At 63.7% G+C, this 23,284-nt stretch carries 28 protein-coding genes; 12 read left to right on the top strand and 16 right to left on the bottom strand.

Annotation, left to right across the window (positions count from 1 at the left end; all coding sequences use genetic code 11):
• Positions 1-7 precede the first annotated feature (7 nt).
• The 3 genes from EJ069_RS29485 to EJ069_RS29475 all read right to left on the bottom strand — a co-directional run bounded on the left by EJ069_RS29485 (position 8) and on the right by EJ069_RS29475 (position 1,932).
• Positions 8-307 carry a GNAT family N-acetyltransferase gene (locus tag EJ069_RS29485; protein WP_126064121.1) on the bottom strand — a complete coding sequence of 100 codons (300 nt, stop codon included), beginning with the start codon at positions 305-307 and terminating at the stop codon, positions 8-10.
• A 64-nt stretch (positions 308-371) separates the two neighbouring features.
• Entirely contained in the window at positions 372-995 is a 624-nt protein-coding gene (locus tag EJ069_RS29480; RefSeq protein ID WP_126064120.1) for an alpha/beta hydrolase, read from the bottom strand.
• A gap of 4 nt (positions 996-999) precedes the next feature.
• Positions 1,000-1,932, bottom strand: coding sequence for a VOC family protein (locus EJ069_RS29475; RefSeq protein WP_126064119.1), 933 nt, complete (start codon positions 1,930-1,932; stop codon positions 1,000-1,002).
• Between the two features lie 213 nt (positions 1,933-2,145).
• On the opposite strand from EJ069_RS29475, the gene EJ069_RS29470 reads away from it, so the two are divergent.
• Complete coding sequence (locus tag EJ069_RS29470; protein ID WP_126064118.1) at positions 2,146-3,711, top strand: alkaline phosphatase family protein; 1,566 nt, start codon at positions 2,146-2,148, stop codon at positions 3,709-3,711.
• A 51-nt stretch (positions 3,712-3,762) separates the two neighbouring features.
• On the opposite strand, the gene EJ069_RS29465 is transcribed toward EJ069_RS29470, so the two are convergent.
• The gene (locus tag EJ069_RS29465) at positions 3,763-5,127 is read right to left on the bottom strand and encodes a PRC-barrel domain-containing protein (protein ID WP_126064117.1); all 1,365 of its coding nucleotides are present in this window, start codon (positions 5,125-5,127) and stop codon (positions 3,763-3,765) included.
• Positions 5,128-5,370: 243 nt separating this feature from the next.
• Between EJ069_RS29465 and EJ069_RS29460 the strand changes: the two genes are divergently transcribed.
• Positions 5,371-6,291, top strand: a complete 921-nt coding sequence (locus EJ069_RS29460) for a diacylglycerol kinase family protein (protein WP_126064116.1) — start codon at positions 5,371-5,373, stop codon at positions 6,289-6,291.
• A 13-nt stretch (positions 6,292-6,304) separates the two neighbouring features.
• Here the strand turns inward: EJ069_RS29460 and EJ069_RS29455 are convergent, their stop codons facing one another.
• The 4 genes from EJ069_RS29455 to EJ069_RS29440 all read right to left on the bottom strand — a co-directional run bounded on the left by EJ069_RS29455 (position 6,305) and on the right by EJ069_RS29440 (position 8,423).
• Positions 6,305-6,526 carry a hypothetical protein gene (locus EJ069_RS29455; RefSeq protein ID WP_126064115.1) on the bottom strand — a complete coding sequence of 74 codons (222 nt, stop codon included), beginning with the start codon at positions 6,524-6,526 and terminating at the stop codon, positions 6,305-6,307.
• 206 nt (positions 6,527-6,732) lie between these two features.
• Positions 6,733-7,197 carry a phage holin family protein gene (locus EJ069_RS29450; RefSeq protein ID WP_126064114.1) on the bottom strand — a complete coding sequence of 155 codons (465 nt, stop codon included), beginning with the start codon at positions 7,195-7,197 and terminating at the stop codon, positions 6,733-6,735.
• Positions 7,198-7,203: 6 nt separating this feature from the next.
• Entirely contained in the window at positions 7,204-7,530 is a 327-nt protein-coding gene (locus EJ069_RS29445) for a DUF883 C-terminal domain-containing protein (RefSeq protein WP_042643003.1), read from the bottom strand.
• A gap of 131 nt (positions 7,531-7,661) precedes the next feature.
• Positions 7,662-8,423 carry a Crp/Fnr family transcriptional regulator gene (locus EJ069_RS29440; RefSeq protein ID WP_126064113.1) on the bottom strand — a complete coding sequence of 254 codons (762 nt, stop codon included), beginning with the start codon at positions 8,421-8,423 and terminating at the stop codon, positions 7,662-7,664.
• 164 nt (positions 8,424-8,587) lie between these two features.
• Between EJ069_RS29440 and EJ069_RS29435 the strand changes: the two genes are divergently transcribed.
• The gene (locus EJ069_RS29435; RefSeq protein ID WP_126064112.1) at positions 8,588-8,968 is read left to right on the top strand and encodes a response regulator; all 381 of its coding nucleotides are present in this window, start codon (positions 8,588-8,590) and stop codon (positions 8,966-8,968) included.
• A gap of 46 nt (positions 8,969-9,014) precedes the next feature.
• Here the strand turns inward: EJ069_RS29435 and EJ069_RS29430 are convergent, their stop codons facing one another.
• The 3 genes from EJ069_RS29430 to EJ069_RS29420 form a co-directional block, all read right to left on the bottom strand.
• A complete protein-coding gene (locus tag EJ069_RS29430) occupies positions 9,015-9,950 on the bottom strand; it encodes a DMT family transporter (protein WP_126064111.1) in 936 nt (311 codons plus the stop codon).
• Positions 9,951-10,088: 138 nt separating this feature from the next.
• The gene (locus EJ069_RS29425) at positions 10,089-10,640 is read right to left on the bottom strand and encodes an RNA polymerase sigma factor (protein ID WP_027166584.1); all 552 of its coding nucleotides are present in this window, start codon (positions 10,638-10,640) and stop codon (positions 10,089-10,091) included.
• Between the two features lie 3 nt (positions 10,641-10,643).
• Positions 10,644-10,847 carry a NepR family anti-sigma factor gene (locus tag EJ069_RS29420; RefSeq protein WP_042641626.1) on the bottom strand — a complete coding sequence of 68 codons (204 nt, stop codon included), beginning with the start codon at positions 10,845-10,847 and terminating at the stop codon, positions 10,644-10,646.
• Between the two features lie 218 nt (positions 10,848-11,065).
• Between EJ069_RS29420 and EJ069_RS29415 the strand changes: the two genes are divergently transcribed.
• From EJ069_RS29415 to EJ069_RS29390, 8 genes are all read left to right on the top strand, one after another.
• Positions 11,066-11,860: a response regulator gene (locus EJ069_RS29415; RefSeq protein WP_126064110.1), complete on the top strand. Its 795-nt coding sequence runs from the start codon at positions 11,066-11,068 to the stop codon at positions 11,858-11,860.
• A gap of 173 nt (positions 11,861-12,033) precedes the next feature.
• Positions 12,034-12,198 carry a DUF1328 domain-containing protein gene (locus EJ069_RS29410; protein WP_018429836.1) on the top strand — a complete coding sequence of 55 codons (165 nt, stop codon included), beginning with the start codon at positions 12,034-12,036 and terminating at the stop codon, positions 12,196-12,198.
• Between the two features lie 154 nt (positions 12,199-12,352).
• The gene (locus EJ069_RS29405) at positions 12,353-13,384 is read left to right on the top strand and encodes a sensor histidine kinase (protein WP_126064109.1); all 1,032 of its coding nucleotides are present in this window, start codon (positions 12,353-12,355) and stop codon (positions 13,382-13,384) included.
• Between the two features lie 136 nt (positions 13,385-13,520).
• Positions 13,521-13,691, top strand: coding sequence for a hypothetical protein (locus EJ069_RS32940; RefSeq protein WP_189476022.1), 171 nt, complete (start codon positions 13,521-13,523; stop codon positions 13,689-13,691).
• 170 nt (positions 13,692-13,861) lie between these two features.
• On the top strand, positions 13,862-14,302 hold the full coding sequence (locus EJ069_RS33590) for a transposase (protein WP_245456268.1): 441 nt from the start codon (positions 13,862-13,864) through the stop codon (positions 14,300-14,302).
• Positions 14,242-14,817, top strand: a complete 576-nt coding sequence (locus tag EJ069_RS33585; RefSeq protein ID WP_245456713.1) for an IS630 family transposase — start codon at positions 14,242-14,244, stop codon at positions 14,815-14,817. Before EJ069_RS33590 ends, EJ069_RS33585 begins: the two co-directional genes overlap by 61 nt.
• A gap of 99 nt (positions 14,818-14,916) precedes the next feature.
• A complete protein-coding gene (locus tag EJ069_RS29395) occupies positions 14,917-15,243 on the top strand; it encodes a hypothetical protein (RefSeq protein WP_126064108.1) in 327 nt (108 codons plus the stop codon).
• A gap of 84 nt (positions 15,244-15,327) precedes the next feature.
• The gene (locus tag EJ069_RS29390) at positions 15,328-15,573 is read left to right on the top strand and encodes a YMGG-like glycine zipper-containing protein (protein ID WP_027166589.1); all 246 of its coding nucleotides are present in this window, start codon (positions 15,328-15,330) and stop codon (positions 15,571-15,573) included.
• Positions 15,574-15,657: 84 nt separating this feature from the next.
• Here the strand turns inward: EJ069_RS29390 and EJ069_RS29385 are convergent, their stop codons facing one another.
• The 4 genes from EJ069_RS29385 to xylF form a co-directional block, all read right to left on the bottom strand.
• Positions 15,658-17,280, bottom strand: coding sequence for a CHASE domain-containing protein (locus tag EJ069_RS29385; protein ID WP_126064107.1), 1,623 nt, complete (start codon positions 17,278-17,280; stop codon positions 15,658-15,660).
• Between the two features lie 132 nt (positions 17,281-17,412).
• Positions 17,413-18,213 carry an ATP-binding cassette domain-containing protein gene (locus EJ069_RS29380; protein WP_126064106.1) on the bottom strand — a complete coding sequence of 267 codons (801 nt, stop codon included), beginning with the start codon at positions 18,211-18,213 and terminating at the stop codon, positions 17,413-17,415.
• An 18-nt stretch (positions 18,214-18,231) separates the two neighbouring features.
• Positions 18,232-19,584, bottom strand: a complete 1,353-nt coding sequence (locus tag EJ069_RS29375) for a sugar ABC transporter permease (RefSeq protein ID WP_126064105.1) — start codon at positions 19,582-19,584, stop codon at positions 18,232-18,234.
• Between the two features lie 144 nt (positions 19,585-19,728).
• A complete protein-coding gene (gene xylF / locus EJ069_RS29370) occupies positions 19,729-20,769 on the bottom strand; it encodes a D-xylose ABC transporter substrate-binding protein (protein ID WP_126064104.1) in 1,041 nt (346 codons plus the stop codon).
• 269 nt (positions 20,770-21,038) lie between these two features.
• On the opposite strand from xylF, the gene EJ069_RS29365 reads away from it, so the two are divergent.
• Positions 21,039-22,283, top strand: coding sequence for an ROK family protein (locus EJ069_RS29365; RefSeq protein WP_126064103.1), 1,245 nt, complete (start codon positions 21,039-21,041; stop codon positions 22,281-22,283).
• A gap of 296 nt (positions 22,284-22,579) precedes the next feature.
• Here the strand turns inward: EJ069_RS29365 and phoB are convergent, their stop codons facing one another.
• On the bottom strand, positions 22,580-23,269 hold the full coding sequence (gene phoB, locus EJ069_RS29360; protein WP_010911896.1) for a phosphate regulon transcriptional regulator PhoB: 690 nt from the start codon (positions 23,267-23,269) through the stop codon (positions 22,580-22,582).
• Between the last annotated feature and the right edge of the window lie 15 nt (positions 23,270-23,284).

The following is a 23,284-nucleotide window of genomic DNA, read 5'->3' as shown; positions in this document are numbered from 1 at the left end:
AAATCCTCTACCGCTTCAGCACATCCGCCCATTCCGGGTGGCGGCGGAACTGGGCGTTGGCGAAGGGGCAGAGCGGGATGATCTTCTTGCCGACGGCGCGCGCATCCTCCACGGCGCGGGTGACGAGCCGAAGCCCGGCGCCCTGGCCGCGAAAGACCTCCGGCACCTCTGTGTGGTCGATGATCAGCTGGTGCTCGCCGATCTTGGTGAAGGTCATCTCGGCCTCGGCGCCGCCAGGGCCGCGCAGCACATAGCGCCCCTTGGAGCCGTGGTCTTCCAGTTCGATCTCGGGCAATTGGTCAGCCATTGTCCTTGCCTCCTCCGAGCATGATGCCGAAAAGTGTGAAGCGGTTTTCGGACGACATCATGCTCTATCTCTTTGGAGCCGGCGCGAGCGCGAACAGCTGCCGCGCCGCTTCGATTTCATTCGGCCGAACCTCATGCCCACCGTCGTGCCATTCCACTGTGACATCCGCGCCGTCGGCACGCAAATAGGCCTCGAGCCGCGACGTCAGGTTAGGCGGGCAGATCGGGTCGCGCCTGCCGGCCGTGAGTAGGATATGGCGGCCGGCAAGGCTGCCCTGCACCTTCGGCTCGAACGGGATCAGCGGATGCATCAGTGCCGAGGCATCGAACAGCGTCGGCTCGGCGAACACCACCGAAGCCAGGATGTTGGCGCCGTTGGAGTAGCCGAGGCCGAACACGGCCGATGGTTTTGCCGCCTCGACATGCGCCTTGACGAAGCCCGCCATTTTCGATGTCGCGCGCGCCAGGTCGTTCATGTCGTAGACGCCCTCGCCAGTGCGGCGGAAGAAGCGAGCTGCGCCATGCTCAGACACGTCGCCGCGCGGCGAGACGATCGTCGCCGAAGGTACGAGCTCGCGGCCGAAGCCAAGAAGCTGGTTCTCGTCCGCGCCGGTGCCGTGGAAGACAAAGAGCAGCGGGCTGCCCGGCGAACCGGGCAGCATTTTGTGGAGGTAAGCGTCCTTGCTCATGGCTTCAGCCTTCCAGCTTCTGCAGGTGCTCTTCGAGATAAGGCCTAAGATGCTGATGCTGCGTCGGCAGCTTCAGCGCCTCGCCAAGATGGGCAGTGTCTTCGTCGCGGTCGAAGCCCGGTTCGTTGGTTGCCACCTCGAACAGCACGCCGCCCGGCGTGCGGAAATAGATCGCCCAGAAATAGTCGCGATCGATGACCGGCGTCACGCCATAGCCCGTGTCGATCAGCGCCTTGCGCACCTCGAGCTGCTTGGCGCGATCCTCGACCGCGAAGGCGACATGGTGCACCGAGCCGGCGCCGAGATTGGCGAAGCCGGCGCCCGGCAGCGATTCGATGTCGACGACATCGGCGCCATTGCCGTTCTTGATCGCCAGCCGGCGGATATTGCCGGACTTGTCGACCTCCTCATAGCCCATGAACTTCAGGAGCTCCTCGGTGGCGCCGCCGTCCTTCAGCCGGAGCGAGACCGAGTGAAAGCCGCGGATCGCCTCGCCGCCGGGAACGCCGCCCTTGACCCAGGGAGCTCTGCTGTCGGCCTTGTCCTCGACAAGCGCGAAGCTGTCGCCGTCCGGGCCGGTGAAGGTAAGCCGCTTCTCGCCAAAACTTTCAGTGCGGGCGACATTGCCCAGGCCCTCATCGGCGAAGCGCTTTTCCCAATAGGCGAGCGTGCCTTCCGGCACCGAGAACACGGTCGTGCCGACCTCGCCGACGCCGTGCCGGCCCTTGCCGATATCGGGGAACGGGAAATACGTCATCACCGAACCCGGCGTGCCGACCTCGTCGGCATAGTAGAGGTGATAGACGTCCGGCGCGTCGAAATTGACGGTTTTCTTCACCCGGCGCAGGCCGAGCTTTTTCGTGAAGAACTCATTGTTGCGGCGTGCGTCGCTCGCCATCGAGGTGACGTGATGCAGGCCTTGGATCTGATTGAGCATGGTTGTGCTCCTTCCCTTGTTCTTGCGCGGCCCTCGCCGCTGTCCACGCCAATATGAGGAGGGGCGGCTCTGCGGCAAAGCGGGCAAACACAGGATGGACTGTATCATAAACGTGAACGACCGTTCAAACTATGTTCACCAATCCATCACCAGCATCGGCTTGCAACCCATGTGATTTCCGTTCCATCTGAGCGCTTCCACAAGGAGACGATCTTGGACAATCCGACGAGCCGCCCGAATGTTCTCCTCATCACTTGCGACCAATGGCGTGGCGATTGCCTATCGGCGGCCGGCCATCCGGTCGTGAGGACGCCAAATGCGGATGCGCTCGCGGCCGAGGGCGTGCTCTTCCGCCGCCATTATGGCGGGGCAGCGCCTTGTTCTCCGGCCCGCGCCTGTCTCTATACAGGCCTCTACCAAATGAACAATCGCGTCTGCCGCAACGGCACGCCGCTCGACGCGCGCCATGCCAACATCGCGCTTTCGGCGCGCGCGGCGGGCTACGATCCAACCCTGTTCGGCTACACCGATGTCTCGCTCGACCCGCGCCAGCTTGCGGTGGGGGATCCGCGCCTGCGCAGTTATGAAGGCGTGCTGCCTGGCTTCACCGTCCGACAGGCTTTGCCCGAGCATCAGAAGCAGTGGCTGTCATGGCTGCGCGCGCAAGGCATAGACACCGGCTCCGGCAGCCCTGGCATCCACCGTCCGGCCGGAGGGCAGGCGGAATGCGACGTCACCAGCGACGCGCCGCCGGTCTATTCGAAGGACCAGACGCCGAGCGCTTTCCTGGCCGGCGAATTTATCCGCTGGCTTGGCGAGCAGGAGAAGGGCGCGCCATGGTTCGCGCACATCTCCTTCATCAGCCCGCACCCGCCCTTCATCGTGCCGGAGCCTTACAATACGATGTACGATCCGGCTGAAGGCCCCGCTTTCAAGCGGGCGGCAAATTGGCAAGCCGAAGCCGCAAGCCACCCCTATCTCGCCTATGATCTCGCCCTCCAGAAAAGAACGAAATTCGTTCCAGGAATGGAGGGCAACGTGCCGGACTGGAGCGAAGAGAATTTCCGCCGCATCCGCGCGATCTATTACGGCATGATTTCGGAGGTCGATGCGCAGCTCGGCCGCATCTGGCAGGCGATCAAATCGGCCGGCGCCTGGGACGACACCATCGTCGTCCTTACATCCGACCATGCCGAGATGATGGGTGACCATTTCATGCTGGGCAAAGGCGGCTTCTTCGATGCCAGCTACCACATTCCGCTGATCGTCCGCGACCCGCGCCGAAGAGCCGCGGCCGGTTCATCCGTGGAGCATTTCACCGAAGCCGTCGATGTCTTTCCGACCTTGCTCGACTTTATTGGCGCCGCGCCGCAGCACCATCTCGACGGCTGCTCGCTCACGCCGTGGCTTGACGGCGACCGGCCCGGAAACTGGCGCGACGCCGCGCATTGGGAGTTCGACTTCCGCACGATCGCGGCGGGCGAAGCCGAACGCCATTTCGGCATGGAGTCGCGCGACTGCAATCTCGCCGTCATCCGCTCGGCCGGCTTCAAATATGTCCATTTCGGTGGCGGCCTGCCGGCGCTTCTTTTCGACCTGTCGCAAGACCCGGGAGAACTGAACAACGTGGCGAACGACCCGGCCTATCTGCCGGTACGGCTGGAGTTCGCGGAGAAGATGCTTGCCTGGCGAGCCGCTCACCTCGACCAGTCGCTGGCATTGGCGGAACTGACGGAGGATGGCGTGGCTGGGTGCGTTGCCAAGGCAGTAGGGCAGTAGGCAAAAGGGGCAGTAGGGAATCGCTCCCTACTGCCCTACTGCCCTATTCCCTTACTTCAGCATCATCCGCTGCTGGTCGCGATTGGCGGCATAACTGCTCTTGTCATAGGCAGTCTGCGCCTGCAGCTGTTCCTTGGTGAAGTTGGTGTAGAGATATTTCTTGCCGTTCTTGTCGGTCATGAATTTGAGCTTGTCCATGCCGACCGCCACCTCCTTAGCGCCGATGCCGAGGAAGCCGCCGACATCGACGACGACCGCGTCCGGCTTGTTTTCGGGCGTCAGCACGACGTCGCCGATGGACCCGATCTTTTCGTCGTTGGCGCCATAGACCGTCGTACCCTTCAGATCGTCGACCCTGATATTGCCCATGGGCATTTCCGTCAGCGCCGACTTGTCGATGGACGAGGTCTTGGTCTGATCGGTTGCGGCGGTGCCGTTGTCGGCGGGCTTGTTCTCGGCCGTGCTCTGGGCCGGCGGCGTCGCAGGCTTGGTCTCGGCCGTCGACTTGGCGGGCTCTGCCGGCTTGGCGCCCTTGTCGGAGGTCGTGTCCGAAGACACCACCGCGGGCGTGGTCGCCGCGGGAGCGTTGTTCGCGGCCGCGGTGTTGCCCGGCGCCGGATCATAGGCCTTGCGGTTGAAGTCGGGCTGCGCCTGCAGTTCCTCCTTGGTGGTCTCGGCCACCAGCCAGCGGTCGCCATTCTTCTCGGCCCATTTTGCCTTGGCGAAGTCATAGGTGACATTCTTCGTGCCGATGCCGAGGAAGCCGCCGACGCCGATCACCAGCGATTCGGCCTTGCCGTCCTTGGCAAGCACGATGTCCTTCACGTCGCCGATCTTCTGGGCGTCGTCCGCGGTGCCGTTGTACACTGACTCGCCCATGATGTTGGAGGCGAGGTTGCCCTCGGCCTTCTTTACCGGCTCGGCCGGCGCGGCCGCCGGAGCCTGTGCCGTCGTTGTGTTGTTGGCGGGCTGCGTGGCATCGGTCGACTGCGCCGGCGCCGGATCATAAGGCTTGCGGTCGAATGCCGGCAGGGCGTTCAGCTCATCCTTGGTCGACTTGGCGACCAGCCAGCGGTCGCCGTTCTTCTCGGCCCATTCCAGCTTCGCGTAGTCGAAGGCGACGTCTTTCTTGCCGACGCCGAGAAAACCGCCGACCCCGATGATGGCGGACTTGGCCTTGCCGCTGGAATCGAAGACGACGTCATCGACCTTGCCGATGTTCTGGGCGTCGTCGCCGGTGCCATTGTAGACGGACTCGCCGATGATGTTGGACATCAGCGCGCCATCGGCGCGCGGCACCGGAGCCGTGGTTTCGGCTGCCGGGGCTTGTGGGGCCGGAGCGGGCGTCGTCTGCGCAACGGCGCCGGTTGCGAGCAGTGTAGCGATCGCGGTGGTCGCAAAAAGAGTGCGGATCATGATGGTCTCTCCTCGTGCCTGATTTGTGCATGCTGCTCACGCGGCCAGCCTCTGAACGGCGGTCGGGAGCGGCAGTGTCGACAGGTTCACAACGTTGTGAGCGGGGTGTTGTTCCAACCACAACACGTTCACGAGCGTCTGGGTTGCCAAACCTGCGCTGGAACCTTTGCGGCCGCATCCTCGTTCCAGCCTGCGGCTGAGGGTCTGGCGGCTCAAGGCGGCCTGAAGGGAAACGGAGCGGGTATGCGGTTTGCTGCGGTGCTTAATCGGGACGGCGGCACGCTCCGCACCATCGACATGGAAGCTTTTTCCGGCCAGTTGCGTCAGACGCTTGAAGCTGCGGGACATTCGGTCGAGATCGACGTCGTTGCCGGCCGGGATGTCGCTGCCGCGCTGGAGAAGGCCATCGCCAGGCGCAACATCGACGTGATCCTTGCCGGTGGCGGCGACGGCACGATCTCGACCGCGGCCTCCCTTCTCATGAACAAGAAGAAGGCGCTGGCCATTTTACCTGCGGGGACGATGAACCTCTTCGCGCGCGGCCTGGGCATCCCGCAGACACTGGAGGCAGCGCTGCGGTCCTTTGCCGATGGCGAGGTGATCGCCGTCGACATGGCGAGCGCCAATGGCCAGCCTTTCGTGCATCAGTTCTCGATCGGCATGCATGCCAAGATGGTCCAGCTGCGCGAGAAAATGGATTTCGGCTCGCGCCTTGGAAAGATGCAGGCCTCCGTGCGCGCCGCCTGGGCGGCGATCAAGAATCCACCGGCGCTGAAAGTGAGCCTGAGCATCGGCAAGGCGGAGATCGTGATGCGCACGACCGGCATCGGCATCTCCAACAATCTGTTCGGCGAGGGCCACCTGCCCTATGCCGACAATCCGGCCGGCGGCGTGCTCGGCGTCTATGTCAGCGTCGCGCGCCGGCGTCACCATCTGGCAAAGCTGCTGCTGGACATGCTGCGCGGCCGGCTGCGCCGAAGCGCCCATGTCGAAGTTCATCAGGCCGGTAAGGTTGTCCTCAAGGTCCTCTCGCCCGCCAGGAAATTCAGCGCCGTCCTGGACGGCGAATTGATCAGGCTCGAGCGCGAAACCACGATCGAGATCCACCCCGGCGCGTTGAACGTGCTTGTACCGTCGAGCGGCGTCAGCGCAAAGGCAGCTTGAAGACGGCGCTGCTTCAGGGTTTTGCGGTCGATTGGCCCGGAGCGGCGCCCTGCTCGGTGCCAGGCGGCTGCGGCACGTGCTGCTCGCCGGAAGCCGGCGACTTTATCAATTCCCCGTAAATCTCCACCGCACCCCACGCAATGAAGGCCAGCAACAGGCCGGCTACGAGAATCCTTAACGCGTGCCAACCCCAGTGTCCCTGGCGGGCTTTGTCTTCAGGAACGATCTTGGTCATGATTGGCCTCCATGTTGCGTGTCTGGCCAAGCGTTTCGGGCACGGCACGATCGGGTAACGAGCCCTTGCCGTGAAGGTTCCGAGCGGGTGATACCACGTTGAGGATCATTGGACGAATGAGGCCCGAAGCAGGCTTCGAACCTCGCCAGCAAGCCAGCCGCGATAGTCATGCCCAAGCAGGCCGCCACGCTGGAGACCTCGACAGCCTAATGCAGATCGTCTGGACCTCGCTCTGGTGGCGACGGCCTGGTGTTCTCCCGATAGATGGCGTAGGCGACGACAGCCAGGGCGGGCGCCGCAATGGCTGCCAGCCCGCCCTTGCTCCTGGCAAGCGCCGGAAGCAGGGCAAGCGCGGCGGTAACACCCACCGCCGTCATGTCGGCCTGTCGCCGTCGCGCGCGGCGTTTGGCGCGCGCGCTGGCGGTCAGCTTGTGGATGACGATGATCAGCCCGGCAAGCACCAGGAACCCGATGCCGAAGCCCAGGCTGGTCGCCAGCGGCCCGTAGCGCGCCGCCAGCCAGATATAGGCGGCGCCGATGAGGAAGGCGACGCCGCAGAGGGCGAAGATGGCCGCAAGCCCATAAAGGATGGCCGTTATCCGCGCCCTTTGCAAAGCAGCCATGGCCTCGCCCGAGGCAAGGGCCGAGATCAGCGAGACAAGCGTCCCCATCTGAGGCTAGCGGCGGGAAAGAAGCGCGAAGAGGAAACCGACGCCCGCGGCGATCGCCAGCGACGTCACCGGCTTCTCACGGACCTTGGCGATCAGTTGTGCCTCAATGTCCTCGGCACTTCCCCGCATGCTCTCGAACGCGGCTTCGCCTTGCGCGCGCAGCTGTTCGACGCCGTCCGCGGCCGCGCGTCGCGCGGCGCCGTAGCCGTGCTGGCCTGTCCTGGCGAGTTGCTCGGTGAGTTTCTGGATATCCGCCTTCAACTGCTCGATATCGGCTTCGAGATCGGCGGTGGTTGCTTGGTCCGTTGCGGATTTGCCTGCGGCGGTTGCCATTCTCTAACTCCTTGCGTTTGCGTTGGTTTCAACGCCCGTTCTGCACCATGGTTCCGGGCCTGGCCTCTCACAGCACCCTAGAGCGTGTCCAGATTCAGGTCAGGCCGGCCTCACCTGAATCTGAACACGCCCTAGATCAGCGGCCTGCGGTCCTCCCCTAGCCCTTCCCAGCGGGCCAGCTTCTTCAGCCCATCATAGTCGATCACTTCACAGCCACCATCCCGCCACAGGACCAATTTGCGGTCCATCAGCTTGCGGATCGTCTTGTTGGTGTGGACAAGCGAGAGGCCAAGCGTGTCGGCGACGTGCTGTTGCGTGATCGGGATCTGCACCGGCGTCTTGCCGTTCAGGCCGGCGCCGCGAGCCCGACTGGCGATGAAGGCGATAAGATAGGCGGCGCGCTCGAGCGCGGTGCGACGGCCGATGCTGAGCAGGTTCTCGTCCAGCATTCGCTCCTCGCGCGAAGCGATCCAGGTTATGTCGTAGGCAAGGCCGGGGTGGTTGCGGTAGAGTTCCTGCAGCTGCTCGCGTTCGAAGACGCAAAGCAGCATCGGCGACAGGGCTTCGACGGAATGCTGCATCTCGCCCATCAGGCTGCCCTGCAGGCCGATGAGGTCGCCGGGCATGGAAAAATTGAGGATCTGTCGCCGCCCGTCGGGCAACAGCTTGTAGCGGAACGCCCAGCCCGACAGCACCGTGTAGAGATGGGCGCTGTGGCTGCCTTCGACCAGGACCGTCGCCCCCTTGTCGACGGCAAGCTCACCGCGCTTGAAGGTGCTGATGAATGACAGTTCCTGCTTGTCGAACTCGCGGAATGCAGGCAGAGGCCGCAATGGGCACTTTTCGCAACGATATTGACGGCTGGCGATCGGACGTGCGCTTTGGCTGGACATTTCGACCCCTCTTCGAAATCCCTGCCCTTGCGGGCGCAGAAAAACGCCTGAGACCGGCAGGGGTTCCGCAGGCTTCCACGCCTGTGCTTTTAGCCATGTCTTTTTTAAATGACATGCCAACAAATTCCGCGCATCAGTGCGGTCCTGCCAGGAGAAACCGATAAGTGCCAGCACTGCTTGACGGACTGCGTATCCTCGTCTTGGAAGACGAGTTCCTGATCGCGATGGATGTCGAGCAGCTTTGCCGCGACCATGGCGCGGCGGAGGTGACGATCGCCCGGGAGATCGTCGAGATCGACGGGCAAGCGCTGTCCGCGCGATTCGACGCGGCGGTTGTCGACCTTATGCTCGGCGGCGTCTCGACCCTGGATTTCGCCGCCCGGCTGCGCAACGAGGGCGTGCCATTCGTATTCGCCTCCGGCTATTCGGATCCGGAGGAAATCCGGGGTTCGTTCCCCGACATCCGCCTGGTGACCAAGCCTTACTCGGGCGAGGATCTGATCGAAGCCGTGGCCATGGCCTGCGGCCGGGTCCCCTCGGCCTGACGCAGGGTCCGCCGAATCCGCCCTACAGGCTGCCCGTTCACCTTCGCTACGGCTTGCGCGAACCGGGGATCCTTCCGCAGATACCGGATGCGCCAAGCGCCCCGATGATGATCAGCACGGCGCCGGCGGCTACCCCATAAGAAACATCGCCGACGCCGAGCAGCGCGAGCAGGGACAACGCGGCCAGCGGCGTCGCATAGGCGATTGCCGAGATCAGCGCGGTATGGCCTGTCCTGGTCGCCCGATCCCAAAGCGCGTTGGAAAGCGTCAACGGAACGATCCCTATGGCTGCGATCGCCAGCAGCTGGGATGGGGAAAGGCTGATCGGCGCCTCGAAACCGAAGTGCAAGGCCAGCGCAAGCACCGCCAGAAGTCCCATTGACGGCCCGATGACGTCCTCGGCCTCCCGACCATCCGAGCGGACCGCGGCATAGATGGCGAAGGTAAGACCGCTCAAGAATGCCAGGAACACGCCAAAAAGGTCGAAGCCGAGCGCGAAGCTGGGGCCGATCGCAACCACCGCGCCGACGAAGCCGAGGACAATGCTCCCCAGGCGCGACGGGCCGAGCCGTTCACGCCGCTTCCAGGCCATGATGAGCACCAGCATCACCGGCCACAGATAAGCGACGACATTCGCCTCCGCTGGCCCGATCCTGGGCATGGCGAAGAGATAAAGGACATTGTTGACGAGCAGGCCGACGCTGACCAGAAGGACCGTGCGGAACGGCGTGGCGACGAAGGAGGCGGTGCGCCCACGCATGAACGCCATGAAAAGCGCGGCGACAAAGCCTACGGCCGCAGCCAGCCCAAAGACCAGGAACGGAGGCGCGGGGCTCGCCAGCGTGGCCAGTGTCGGCCATGTCGCCCAGAAAAGCACGGCCCCCACGGCAAGGGCGGCCGCCTTGGCTCGCGGACCGAGCGGCCGCAGCCCGTCCAAGAGCAGTTGGAGGCGGAAGACCGATGCTGCAGATACTGTTTCCATGCCGCCGAATAGAATAGAACTGCGGCCCGACCTGACAAGCAAGTCCTCGTGAACACCGAGCTCGGCCAGCCGATCACGCCCACCGAGATGGCCGGTATCGCACTTAGGGAAGCCAGGCGGCGCTCCGCGCCCCGAAAATCAGGCGGCGTTCGAGCCTGTCACCTGCGCCGAGATCGCGTCAGGTCCGAACTCGTCCTCGCCGGAAATCTTGAGGATCTCCTGCAGCCTGGTGCGCGCCCGGCTGACCCGGCTCTTGATCGTGCCGACCGCGCAACCGCAGATTTCGGCGGCTTCCTCGTAGGAAAAGCCGGAAGCGCCGATCAGGATGATGGCTTCGCGCTGGTCCTCGGGCAGCTGCTCGAGCGCGCCGCGGAAATCCTTGAGGTCGAGCTGACCGTGCTGGGCCGGATGGACGGCAAGCCTGGCGGTCATGATGCCGTCGCTGTCCTGCACTTCGCGACCGCGCTTGCGCATCTGCGAATAGAATTCGTTGCGCAGGATGGTGAACAGCCAGGCCTTGAGATTGGTGCCCGGCTGGAAACTCTCATGCTTGTCCCACGCCTTGACCAGCGTTTCCTGGACGAGGTCGTCGGCCCGGTCGGCGTTCTGCGTCAGCGACACGGCAAAAGCACGCAAGCTCGGGATCGCACCGAGCAGCTCGGTCTTGAAGCTCTGGGATACCGCCGCCATGCCTCAGTCCTTTTTCTGGGCAGGTTCGGTCTGTTCCAGCTGGCTGAGCAACTGAGCGAAACGGTCCGGCACATGATCCGAGACCAGCTCGTCGTAATATTGCTTGAGCTTGCGGGCAATTTCGGAGTTTGCTCCAAGCGGATTGCCATCCCCGTTCCGATGCCTGCTCTTGGCATCAGCCATCTGTTTTTTTGACATTTCTTTCATGTTAGCCCTAGTTTCCAGCACCGGAACCGCTCTTCGACTTCAACCCACAACGCAAGCGGAACCCTCGTCTGGTTGCCCAACCCGAGACCCGGAAACGCCGGCCTGCTAATTTAGTTCCATGGCCGGCGGAACTTTTTCCGGAAGCCGGCGTTGGTTTTCCAGGGGCTGGCAACAGCATGGCCTTGAACGTGCAACGTCATCTGAGGGAGACGTAAATAATGAGTTTGTCCGCAACCATCGCTCCGCATCTTCCGTTCCTGCGCCGCTTCTCGCGCGCGGTGTCCGGATCGCAGGAAAGCGGTGACGCGCTGGTCGCCGCGATGCTGGAAGCCATCATCGCCGACACCAATATCTTCCCCGAAGCCTCCAGCGACCGTATTGCGATATATAAGGTCTTTGCCAGGCTCTTCACCTCAGTTGCCATCCGCGTGCCGCAGGAGCAGGCCCAGACAGCCTGGGAGCAGCGGGCGGCCGCCAATCTGAACGCAATCGCGCCCTTGCCGAGGCAGGCTTTCCTTCTTGTCGCCGTGGAGGGTTTCAGCGAGGACGAGGCCGCCGAGATTCTCGACGTCGACGAGGACGAGTTCTCGGAGTTGCTTGCGCAGGCAAGCAGCGAGATTTCGCGACAGGTCGCGACCGATGTGCTGATCATCGAGGACGAGCCGCTGATTGCCATGGACATCGAGGAGATGGTCGAAAGCCTCGGCCACCGGGTCGTCGGCACGGCACGTACACATGCCGAGGCAGTGGCCATGTTCGGCAAGACGCGGCCGAAAATGGTGCTGGCCGACATACAGCTCGCCGACGGCAGCTCTGGCATCGAGGCCGTCAACGAGATCTTGTCGTCGACACCGGTGCCGGTGATCTTCATCACCGCCTTCCCGGAACGCCTGCTGACCGGTGAACGCCCCGAGCCGGCCTTCCTGGTCACCAAGCCTTTCAATCCCGACATGGTCAAGGCTCTGATCAGCCAGGCTCTGTTCTTCGACCGGCAGGCCAAGGCCGCCGCCTGATCCGCTCCGAGTTCTGGACCGTTTTGAGCGTCATGCGAGGTCTCGCGCCTCGCATGAGGCTCATCTGTTTGCGATCTGAAAAGTGTCTTCAAAGGGGATCGTCTTTTTCAGCAAATGGTGGAACAAACGGCACCGACCCACGTTCTTTTTCCGACATAACAAGGAGACGCATCATGCTGTACTGGGCGCTCGTATTTCTCGTAGTTGCGATCATCGCCGGCGCGCTTGGGTTCGGCGGCATCGCCGGCACGTCGGCGGGCATCGCGCAAATCCTGTTCTTCATCTTCCTCGCCTTCCTGGTGATTTCGCTCATCGCGGGCCTCTTCAGGAGAGCCTGACGCGACACTGGAAGCCGCACCCCTCAAACGGTTTCCAGCCACCGCCGGGCGGCGTCTCGAAAGAGCGCCGTCCGGCGGACCGTTTTGGACAGCCTGCGGCGTCGGAACCAGTTGCGGATTGAACCGTTCAAGGACCGAGTGCGGGGATGTTCCGATGCCTCCCGAGGATCCCACCAAGGACAGGACTGAAAAGCGTGACGGCGAGGTGATCGCGATGCATCCCGCCGAAAGCGGGATGCAGGTGGGGCGAGCCTTGCTTCATGCCCTGCACAATGCCGGAATCTCGGTTCTTTATCAGGATCGGCAGATGAAAACGGTCTGGGCGCGCAACATGAGCGCGCCCTGGGCCTCCGAAACCGCCGACGGCAAGGACCTGCTTTCCCCGGCACAGGCCGAACGCATAAGCGCCGTCAAGCTCAAGGTGATCGAATCCGGCAACGCGGACCAGCTCGAGCTCAGCATTCCAGGAAGCCAGGGTGTCCGTTGGTTCCAGCTTTGGATCGATGCCGACCGCAGCGACGCCGGCGAAGTCCTCGGCATCGTCACCACCATGGTGGAAACGACGGAGCAGAAACGTCGCGAGCAGACGCTGAAGGCATTGCTGCGAGAAGTCAGTCACCGATCGAAAAACCTCCTGGCCATCATCCAGAGCATCGCCACACAGACAGGACGCTACACGGAAACGCTCGGTGAGTTCCTGGCGCGGTTTCGCGGCCGGCTGCAATCGCTCGCTTCCTCCCAGGATCTGGTCACATCCTCCAACTGGCGGGGAGCGGCGCTGCAGGAACTCGTATCCGGCCAGGTCGGCCGCTACAGCGCCGATCTGGCGCGGAGCCTGCGGTTCGCGGGCGACAATCCTTATCTCAATCCCAATGCCGCCCTGCATATCGGCTTGGCGATGCACGAATTGGCTGTGAACTCGGTGAGCTACGGCGCGCTGTCGCAAGCGGACGGCCATGTCGAAGTGAGCGCAAGGCTTGAACCCGAAAGCGGAAGCTCGCCCAGCCTTTTGCTGACCTGGACGGAGGCGGTCGGCGACGCGCCGCGCAATGAAAAGCGCTTCGGCAGCGTGGCGCTGGAGCGCGTCGTGCCGATGTCGCTGAACGGCTCCGCGACGCTTGAGATCGGCAAGGACCGTATGGAATACCGCCTCACCGTCCCGCATGGCAATTTCGAGACGGATTGATTGCGCCCTATGGCGCCAGGCTTCGCGGCGAAGGCCTTTAACCCTCTGTTCACCATAAAGTCCGATCCTGCGTTGCCGGCTGTCGATGCGCCGGAAACCCGCCCGTGCCTCCCCGTGCGCGACCTGGGAGAACGAAATGATGGTTGCCGATGCGAACAAGCTGGAGCAGGCCGCCCGTGTCTCGATGAGCGGCTTCCAGGATGCCGAGCCGCAGCCGACGCCGCGGTCATTCCATCTTCCACTTCGCCTTGGCGCGGTGGCGCTTCTCGCCGCCGTGGCCCTGACTGCCGCCTGGCAATTGTTCTGATCCTGCATGCGGCAGCTGGCATGTCGACCAAAGCTGCGCGGCGGCTTTGGGTAAACGTCCATAAGGAACAGGACTTGTTGCGCGTCGTCTAAAGCGCGTCGCCCTTTAAAGGATTCGGGATTCCCAGAGTGACGGTTTGATGATTCATTGCGGTGGAAGGGAGAACCGTGATGGGCAAGCCGTTACCGATGGCGTTGCGTAAGCGTGTTGCGGCGTTTGTGGATGAGGGCAACAGCAACCGTGAGGCGTCGCGTCATTTTAGGGTTTCGCCGAAGTTCGTGAACGATCTGATGAAGCTGCGCGCCGAGAGAGGTACGCTTGAGCCGCGCCGGCAAGGCCACGGCCCTGGCGGCGGCAAGCTGGCCGCTCATGCCGACTTCGTGCGCCAGCGGATGGCCGAGAATGGCGATCTGACGCTCGATGAACTGTGCGTGGAGCTGGACGGGCGCGGCATCACGGTGCACCGGTCGAACGTGGCCCGTCTGCTTCACCGGCTGGGCCTCAGTCACAAAAAAAGACACTCCGGGCGAGCGAGCACCAGCGTCCCGACATCCGGCAGGCGCGCGAGCATTGGATCGGGCGGCGCAAACCGTTCTTCGACAAGGCCTTGACGCGCCTCGTCTTCATTGACGAGACCTCGACCAACACACGGCTGACCAAGCGAACCGGCTGGGCGCCCAAGAGCCAACGTTATCGAACATCCGCGCCGTTCGGCGGCTGGAAGACGCAGACCTTCATCGCCGGCTTGAGATGCCATGCCATGATCGCGCCTTGGATCATCGATGCGCCGATGAACAAGGCGCGTTTTGAACTCTATGTCGAAACCCAGCTTGCACCCGAACTCAAACCGGGCGACGTCGTCATCCTCGACAATGTCGCCTTCCACAAGAGCGAGCGGGCGGCCGAGCTGGTGCGCCAGCGCGGTGCCTGGCTGCTGCCGCTGCCGGCCTACTCGCCGGACCTCAACCCAATCGAAATGGCCTTCTCGAAACTCAAGGCGCTGCTCAGAAAGAAGGCCGCGCGATCCTTCGACGCCTTATGCAACGCGCTCAAGGACATATGCGACCTGTTCGACCCGCTACAGTGCAGAAACTTCTTCAAAGCTGCCGGATATGAGGCCAATTAAACGCGACGCGCTTTAATTCCATTCGACACTACGCTTTGAACCCGGCCCCGGAACTTTCGCTCGCCGAGAATCGTTGTTTGCGGCGAGAGGTTTGGAGCCATGGAACACATTGCCGCACTGCTCTTCGTCGTCGGTTGCTCGAGCACAATGACCGATTGCCGCGAGCTCCAGGTGCCGGTCAGCGTCTTCGAGACCGAGCAGGCCTGTACAGCCGAACGGCCCTTCGCCCTTGGCGACCTGCAGGGCCAGGCCCCGCACATCGTCGGCAAGTGCCTTACCGTCGATCCGGCCCTGGAAGATGATTACGATCGGATCGCCTGGAACGTGCGGCCCGACGGCACGCTGGTCGCGTCTTTGGAGGTTTCCGGCATGCTTGTCGCGTCGAACAGCGTGCGCCCCGAAAAAGACTATCTTAAACAACAGTAAGATCGGGCAGGCAAAGCCCGTTTTTTCATGCTAAATGGCGGCTGGCACTGCCGAAAAGTGAGGACAAAAGTGAGGAGCATTTCAATGCGGAAGATGATTATTGCCATGGTTGCCGTTGTCGCTGTCAGCGGCTGCACCACGACCGAGCAGGATGTCGTGGGCGGTGGCCTGATTGGCGCCGGCGTGGGTGGCCTGGTCGGCGGCGGCAAGGGTGCGCTGATCGGCGCGGCCGTCGGTGCCGGGTCGGGCCTCCTGGTTCGTAACCTGCGCAACGGCTATTGCCAGTACCGCGATCATCGCGGCCGGATCTACACGGCTCGCTGCAACTGATATCGGAAAGGGACCGGAGGCCGATGGCCGGCCTCCGGTTCCGACCCGCTTATTCGTACACCACCGCGGGGCCATTTTGGCCGCTCACTCCGCCAGCGGTATCCTGATTTCCACCTTCAATCCGTCGTCCCGATAGTCGCGCGCGATCGTGCCGCGCAATTCGCGTGTGACATTGAGGTCTATCAGCTTGGTGCCGAAGCCGGTCTTTGCCGGCGCCTCCAGTTTCTTCTGACCCGCTTCGCGCCAATTCAGGGTAAGCGTCCGCTCGCGGCCGCGCCCCTTCACGTTCCAGTCGACCTTGAGGGCGCCCACCGAATTGCCGGCCTCGCCATATTTCAGCGCGTTGGTGGCGAGTTCGTGGAAGGTCAGCCCCAGCGCCTGAGTCGTCGTCTCGTCGAGCAGCACTTGCGGCCCGGACAGCACACCTTCAGGGAGGTCTTTGCCGAACACCTGCCCGAGCTCGATACGCAGCAGGTCGCCGAGATCGGCCTTCTGCCAGCGCGAGCGGGTGAGCATATCCTGCGACGCAGCCATGGCCTGGAGGCGCGCCGAGAACGATGCCGAGAACTCCTTGACGTCGGTGGCTTGCGAGGCCGTCTGCCGCGCGATCGCCAGCACGCGGGTGATCGAATTCTTGATGCGGTGCTTCATCTCCTGCAGGATCAGGTCCTTTTCCAGCAGGCTCTTTTCCGTCGCCTCGTGCAGCGCCGATTTGGCGTCATAGGCCCGCTCCTGATAGCGCGCCACCAGGGCGATGGCCCCCGCAAGCAGCAGGCCGAACAGCCCGAGCATCACCGGAATGGCGCGCGAGGACGGCGGCTCGAAGGCGCTTGTCGGCCTGAACAGCAACGTCCAGGGCCGACCGGCAACAACGACATCGCGGCGCGCCAGAAGCTTCGCCCCGATGCGCTCCGCCGGCGGCGCTTCCGACCGGAACAAAAGATTGCCGGCCTCGGGCTTGCCGTCATAGACCTCGACATTGACGGGCAGCAGCGGCGCGCGGCTGAGCGCGACCTGGAACAGGTCCTGCGCGCGGAAGGCAGCGTAGAGAAACCCGGCCGTCGAGGAGCGGCTTGCATTTATCACGTCCGGGGCGGTTTCGACGTTCAGCCGCACGAAAACCAGGAAACCCGTGAACGTCTGCGCCACGCCGGCGCCCTGGCCGAGCTGGACCAGGCCGCTCGCATGCTGCTGGTCGTCGGCCATCGCCTTTTCGATCGCCTCCCGCCGCACCGGCTCGCTGAACATATCGAATCCGATGATCGACTGGTTGGACGTGTCGAGCGGCTCGAACAGCACGATCGGCGTGCGCCATTGCTGGGTCGTCGCGGGGTAGATCGGGTGGGCCGCCCCATGGTCGCGCAGGATGTCGCGTTCGACCGCGGCCTCGTCGCCGGCTTTGGCGAGCCTGAGGAAGCCTATGCCGCGCAGGCCCGCGAAGTTGTCATCGATGTTCAGCGCGGAGAAGAAGGCGTTGAATTCGCCGCGCGTGATGTCGCCGTTGCGGGCATCGAACAGCGCCTGCGTCGAACGCAGCAGCGAAAGATGCAGGTCGATGCGGCTCTCGATGCGGCTCAGCGCGTCGTCGGCGGTGCCCTCGAACTTGATCCGCGCCGCCTCCTGCGTCGCGAAATAGGCGAACCCGGCCATCGTCAGGCTGATCAGCGCGACGGCGACAAAGGCAACGATCGGAAAGAGCTTCTTCAAATCAAAGATGTGGCCCGTGGACGGTCGACGATCTTTATGGGCAAGTCTCCGCGTCAACACAATGGCGCGGTCAAATCATCACCGCGGCTGGTACATCACGCAGCCATTAATTAGCCGGCTATATGCCTGGGTTTACGCCGCGATCTTCAGCGCGCCAGGGCCTGGAATGGCGCCGGGCGGACATTTGCCCAAGATAATCATGCCGAGCACTTCGTCCTGGGTGACATCGGTGGTGCGCGCGGTGCCGACCACCTGGCCGTTCTTCATCACGCAGACCCGGTCGGCGAGTTCGAAGACGTCATGGATGTCATGGCTGATCAGGAAGATGCCGATGCCTTCGGCCTTGAGCTGCTTGACCAGCTCGCCGACCTGCGCCGTCTCCTGCGGCCCGAGCGCCGCCGTCGGCTCGTCCATGATCAGGATGCGGGCGTTGAACAGGATCGCGCGCGCGATCGCCACCGACTGCCGCTGTCCGCCCGACAGCTTGACGACCGGCTCCTTGAAGCGCTGGAAGCGCGGGTTGAGCCGGCCCATCACCTTGCGCGCCTCGGCTTCCATGGCGACGTCGTCCAGCGTGCCCCAGGCGGTCATCAGCTCGCGCCCGAGGAAGAGATTGGCCGCGGCATCGACATTGTCGGCCAGCGCCAGCGTCTGGTAGATCGTCTCGACGCCGTATTTCTTGGCGTCGCGCGGATTGGAGATCGATGCCTCCTCGCCATTGATGAAGATCTGTCCGCTGTCGCGCTTGTAGGCGCCGGACAGGATCTTGATCAGCGTCGACTTGCCGGCACCGTTGTGGCCGAGCAGCGCCATCACTTCGCCGGGGAAAAGATCGACGGACGCGTCGTCGACTGCGCGGATGCCGCCGAAGGCGATCGAGATGTTGCGCATGTCGACCAGCGGAACGCCGGCGGGAGCGGATTTGTCAGCCATGTTGTTTCTCCTGCCTGATCAGGCCCGCTTGCGATAGAGGGTGTCGAGCCAAACCGCCACGACCAGCACGGCACCCACGACGATGCTTTGCAGCGGCGAATCGACGCCGAGCAGCACCATGCCGGACTGCAGCGACTGCATCAGCAGCGCGCCAAGCATGGCGCCGAGCACGGTGCCGGAACCGCCGGCGAGCGACGTGCCGCCGATGACGGCCGCGGCGATGACCAGCAGCTCGTCCAGCGTTCCGAGCGCATTGGTGGATGAATTCTGCCTGGCCGACGAGATCGCCGCCGCGACCGTCGCCAGCACGCCCATGATCATGAACACCTTCATGGTGATCCAGCGCGTGTTGATGCCGGCGAGGTTGGCCGCTTCCGGGTTGCCGCCGATGGCGAAGACATAGCGGCCGAAGCGCGTGCGCTTGGTGACGAAGGTCATGATCAGGCCGACGGCGACCGCCATCAGCACCGGAATGGCGATGCCATGCGCGATGAACAGTCCGCCTTCGGGAACGGTGATGTTGTTGGCGGCGGCATAGCGGTTCACGATGCCGACCGGCCACGGATAGGAATTGGCAAGCCACACAGCGCCCAGGATGATCGCGCAGGTGACCGTGGCGAGCAGCGTCTCGGCCCACACCGGACGCAGCGGGAAACGGAAGCGCTTGCGCTGCACGCGACCGTTATAATGCATGAAAATGACCGCCAGGCAGGCGACGATGCCGACGACCCAGCTCCATTTGGCGCCGATCGAGCCCGCCGGGCCGCCGCCCATCAGCTGGAACGTGGCGTCAAGCGGCGCCACCGTCTGGCCGCTGGTGACCCACCAGGCAGCGCCCCGCCAGACCAGCAGACCGCCCAGCGTGACGATGAAGGCCGGCACTTCGAGATAGGCGATGACGAAGCCCTGGAAGGCGCCGATCAGGAGGCCGAGCGCCAGGCCGATCAGCAGTGCCAGGACCCAGATCCACGGGTTGCCGAGCTCAAGCCCGACGAAGCGGACCAGGAAATGCGCCTGGGCAAAACCCATGACCATGCCGATCACCCCTTCGGCCGATCCGACCGACAGGTCGATGTTGCGCATGACGATGACCAGCACCATGCCAGAGGCCATGATCGCCACGGCCGAAGTCTGCACCGACAGGTTCCAGAGGTTGCGCGGCGTCAGGAAGGTGCGGCTGTCGAAGTCGAGCGGATTGACGCCAAGGCGCAGGCTGGAGATCACATGCAGTCCGACCCAGATCAGGAGCAGCGCGCCGATCATACCGAGCATGCGGGTGTCCAGCTCGGTTGCCTTCAGGAACCGGGCGACGGTGCCCAGCTCCGAGGCACGCGCGGTGTCTGCCGGTTGGGTGGACGTCGTGTCGGTCATGAATTCCTCCTGCCGGCCTGCCCGTCTGGCGCGGACGCCGGAGCAAGCCTAGAAGCTATCCGCTCGAGGCGGAACGGTAATCTTTGAGAAAACGCCGCGGCTTTCAGGCCGCGGCGCAAGGTTTTTGGTCTAGTGTCGGCGAGCTTAGTTGCAGACCTTGACGCTGCCGGCGGCAACGCCAGCGCAGACTTCGTCCTTCTTGATCCAGCCGGCGTCGATGACGAGGTTGAGATTGTCCTTGGTGATCGCGATCGGGGTCAGGAACAGCGACTTGACGGTGTTGCCGCCAGGCGTCGTGAAGTCCTTGGCGCCGGCGATGTCGCCCATCTTCTTGCCGTCGGCGAGCTGCGAGGCGATCTCGGCGGCATTCTTGCCGAGCTCGCGCGCGTCCTTCCATACCGACACGGTCTGCGTGCCGAGCGCGATGCGGTTCAGCGCCGCGTGGTCGCCGTCCTGGCCCGAGACCGGAACGGTGCCGGCCAGCCCTTGCGCCGTCAGCGCCGCGACGACGCCGCCGGCGGTGCCGTCATTGGCGGCCACGACCGCGTCGACCTTGTTGTCGTTGGCGGTCAGGAACTGCTCCATGTTCTTCTGCGCGTTGGCGGGCAGCCAGCCGTCGGTATAGGCCTCGCCGACATTCTTGATCTTGCCGCTGTCGATCGCCTCCTTCAGCACTTCCATGGAACCCGAGAACAGGAAGTCGGCGTTCGGATCGGAACCCGAGCCCTTGATGAAGACGTAGTTGCCTTCGGGCTTGGCCTTGAACACCTCACGGGCCTGCATGCGGCCGACTTCCTTATTGTCGAAGGTCAGGTAGAAAACGTCCTTGTTCTCGATCAGGCGGTCGTAGCCGACGACCGGGATGCCCTCATCGAGCGCCTTCTGCACCGCCGGGCCGATTGCCGAGGCATCCTGCGCCAGGATGATCAGTGAATTGGCGCCCTGCGAGATCAGGCTTTCGACGTCGGTCAGTTGCTTGCCCGGATTGGACTGCGCGTCGGCCGAAATATACTTATCGCCGGCGGCCTCGATGGCGGCCTTCATCGCCGCTTCGTCGGTCTTCCAGCGCTCTTCCTGGAAATTCGACCACGAGACGCCGATCACCTTGCCCTTCGCCTCGGCGACCGAAGCCAGCGTCAGCGACATGGCAACACCCGCCAGAATGGCGGCTGCGAATTTGTTCATAATATCCTCCCTGCGCCCTGTGCGGCGCGACCCAGACTGGCCCGAAGGCCGGCATAGAGGCTTTTTTTCGAGCCTCAAAAAAATAGTGGTCCAGCGAAATGAAGCTGTCAACCGAGATTCTGATGGCATCTGATGGGTCCAGGCATTTTTTTCGGAGTCCGCAATAAATAATGACATCAGCTTTGGCTTCTGCCACTATCCTTAGCGTGTCAGCGACAGGCCATGGCATCATCACAAGGCCGCGATGACCGGGGAGGACGTGCGAGACGATGTCGGTCGGAATCCGTCACGACGATTTGCGCCGGCGCAACCGCGCCATGGTGATTTCGGCCGTGCGCCGCGCCGGCCAGCCATCGCGGACGGAAATTGCCGCCACCACCGGCCTCAGCCACTCGACCATTTCGGCAATCTCCGCCGATCTGATCCAGGAGGGCATCCTCACCGAGATCAAGGCCAGCGAGCCGACGGCGTTGAAACGCGGCCGGCCGCAGATCGGCCTGGCGCTGAACCCCGAAGCCGCCGCAGTGCTTACGGTGGTGCTGTCGCTGAACTTCCTGTCGGTCGCCGTCATCGACTATGCCGGCCAGGTGATCGCCGAGGAGCAGCGGCGCCTGGACACGCTGGTCATGCCGCGCGACGAGTTGATCGGCGAGTGCCTGGCGATCGTCCGGCGCCGGCTGCAGGATCCCGATCTCGACGTGGGCAGCGTCGCCCGCATCGCCATGGGCATTCAAGGCATCACCGATTCCCACGCGCGCGCCATGCTGTGGTCGCCGATCACGCCGCTGACCGACATTCCGTTCGCCGACATCCTGGAGAGGGAATTCGGCATCCCCGCCACCATGGAGAACGACTGCAACATGATGGCAGTGGCGCTGCGATGGCGCGATCCCGAGCGCTATCGCGACAATTTCATCGCCATCCTGCTCTCGCACGGCATCGGCATGGGCCTTGTGCTAAAGGGCGAATTGTTCACCGGCACGCATTCCTCCGGCGGCGAGTTCGGCCACATGATCCATCGTCCGGGCGGCGCGCTTTGCCGCTGCGGCCGGCGCGGCTGCGTCGAGGCCTATGCCGGCAACTACGCCATCTGGCGCAGCGCCATGGGGATAAGCGAGGACGCCGCGCCGACCGACGTCGGCGACGCCGACATGCGCGCGCTGGCCGTAAAGGCCCGACAGGAGGACGGCCCCGAACGGGAAGCCTATCGTCGGGCCGGCGAAGCGCTGGGCTTCGGCCTGGGCAGCCTGTTCGCCCTTATCGATCCGGCGCCTGTCGCCATGGTCGGGGTCAGCGCCGCCGCCTTCGACCTGATCGAGCCGGCGCTGAGGGAGGCGATCGCCCAGACCGCCGGCGGCCAGCACTCGAACTCGATCTCCTTCGACAGCGAACCCAACGAGCTGCCGCTGATCCGCGAAGGCTGCGCCATGCGCGCGCTGACCTTCGTCGACCAGGAGATTTTCGCGCCGGGGGTCCAGACGAGGTCCGGCGCCGCGGGGAAGAACGTCGCCTAAGCGGGTTTCTGATTCGCCGGAGATAAGCGAAGGCCTTTGAGCTTCGTCATTCCAGGGCGGAGCAACGCGAACCGGAGCGTAGACCCTGGAATCCATGCCGTTACCTGGATCGTAGGGCGCAGCGGCGCAGAATTCTGGACCGTCGCGACGCGTCGAAGTCACGGAATGGATCCTCGGGTCTGCGCTGCGTCGCTGCGCTCCTTGCTCCGCCCGTGGATGACGAAGCACGAGCGTCTCGGCTACTCACCAGCGCATGCGATCCGGTAGCGGACGCATCAATTCCACGAACGGTGAACCTAATCCTCGCGAATGGCGTAACCCGCCCCGCGGATGGTGCGGATGACGTCGGGCATGCGGCCGTTGTTGACGGCCTTGCGCAGGCGGCCGACATGCACGTCCACCGTGCGCTCGTCGATATAGATCGTCTCGCCCCAGACATTGTCGAGCAGCTGGCTGCGCGAGAACACGCGGCCCGGATGCCGCATCATGAACTCGAGCAGGCGGAACTCGGTCGGGCCGAGCCTGATCTCGCTCTTCTTGCGGTAGACGCGGTGCGATTCGCGGTCGAGCACGATGTCGCCGACCTTGAGCACGCTGGACAACACCTCCGGCTTGGCGCGGCGCAGCAGCGCCTTGACGCGCGCCATGAACTCCGGCGTCGAGAACGGCTTGACCAGATAGTCGTCGGCGCCGGTGGACAAACCTCGAACCCGATCGCTTTCCTCACCGCGCGCGGTGAGCATGATGATCGGCAGCCGCTCGGTCTCGGGCCGCATCCTGAGACGCCGGCAAAGCTCGATGCCGGAAACCGCCGGCACCATCCAGTCGAGCACGAGCAGGTCGGGGACATTTTCCTGAAGGCGGATTTCGGCCTCGTCGCCGCGGGTCACCACTTCCACCTGGTAACCCTCAGATTCGAGATTGTAGCGGAGCAGCACCCCCAGCGGCTCCTCGTCCTCCACCACCATGATGCGTGGCGCGATCATCGGGGTAACCTTTTC

Origin of the sequence: Mesorhizobium sp. M2A.F.Ca.ET.043.05.1.1 (assembly GCF_003952445.1) — a bacterium.
Classification (GTDB): Bacteria; Pseudomonadota; Alphaproteobacteria; order Rhizobiales; family Rhizobiaceae; genus Mesorhizobium.
Note: the sequence above shows the minus strand (reverse complement) of the source record. Positions and strands in the feature narration are given on the sequence as shown.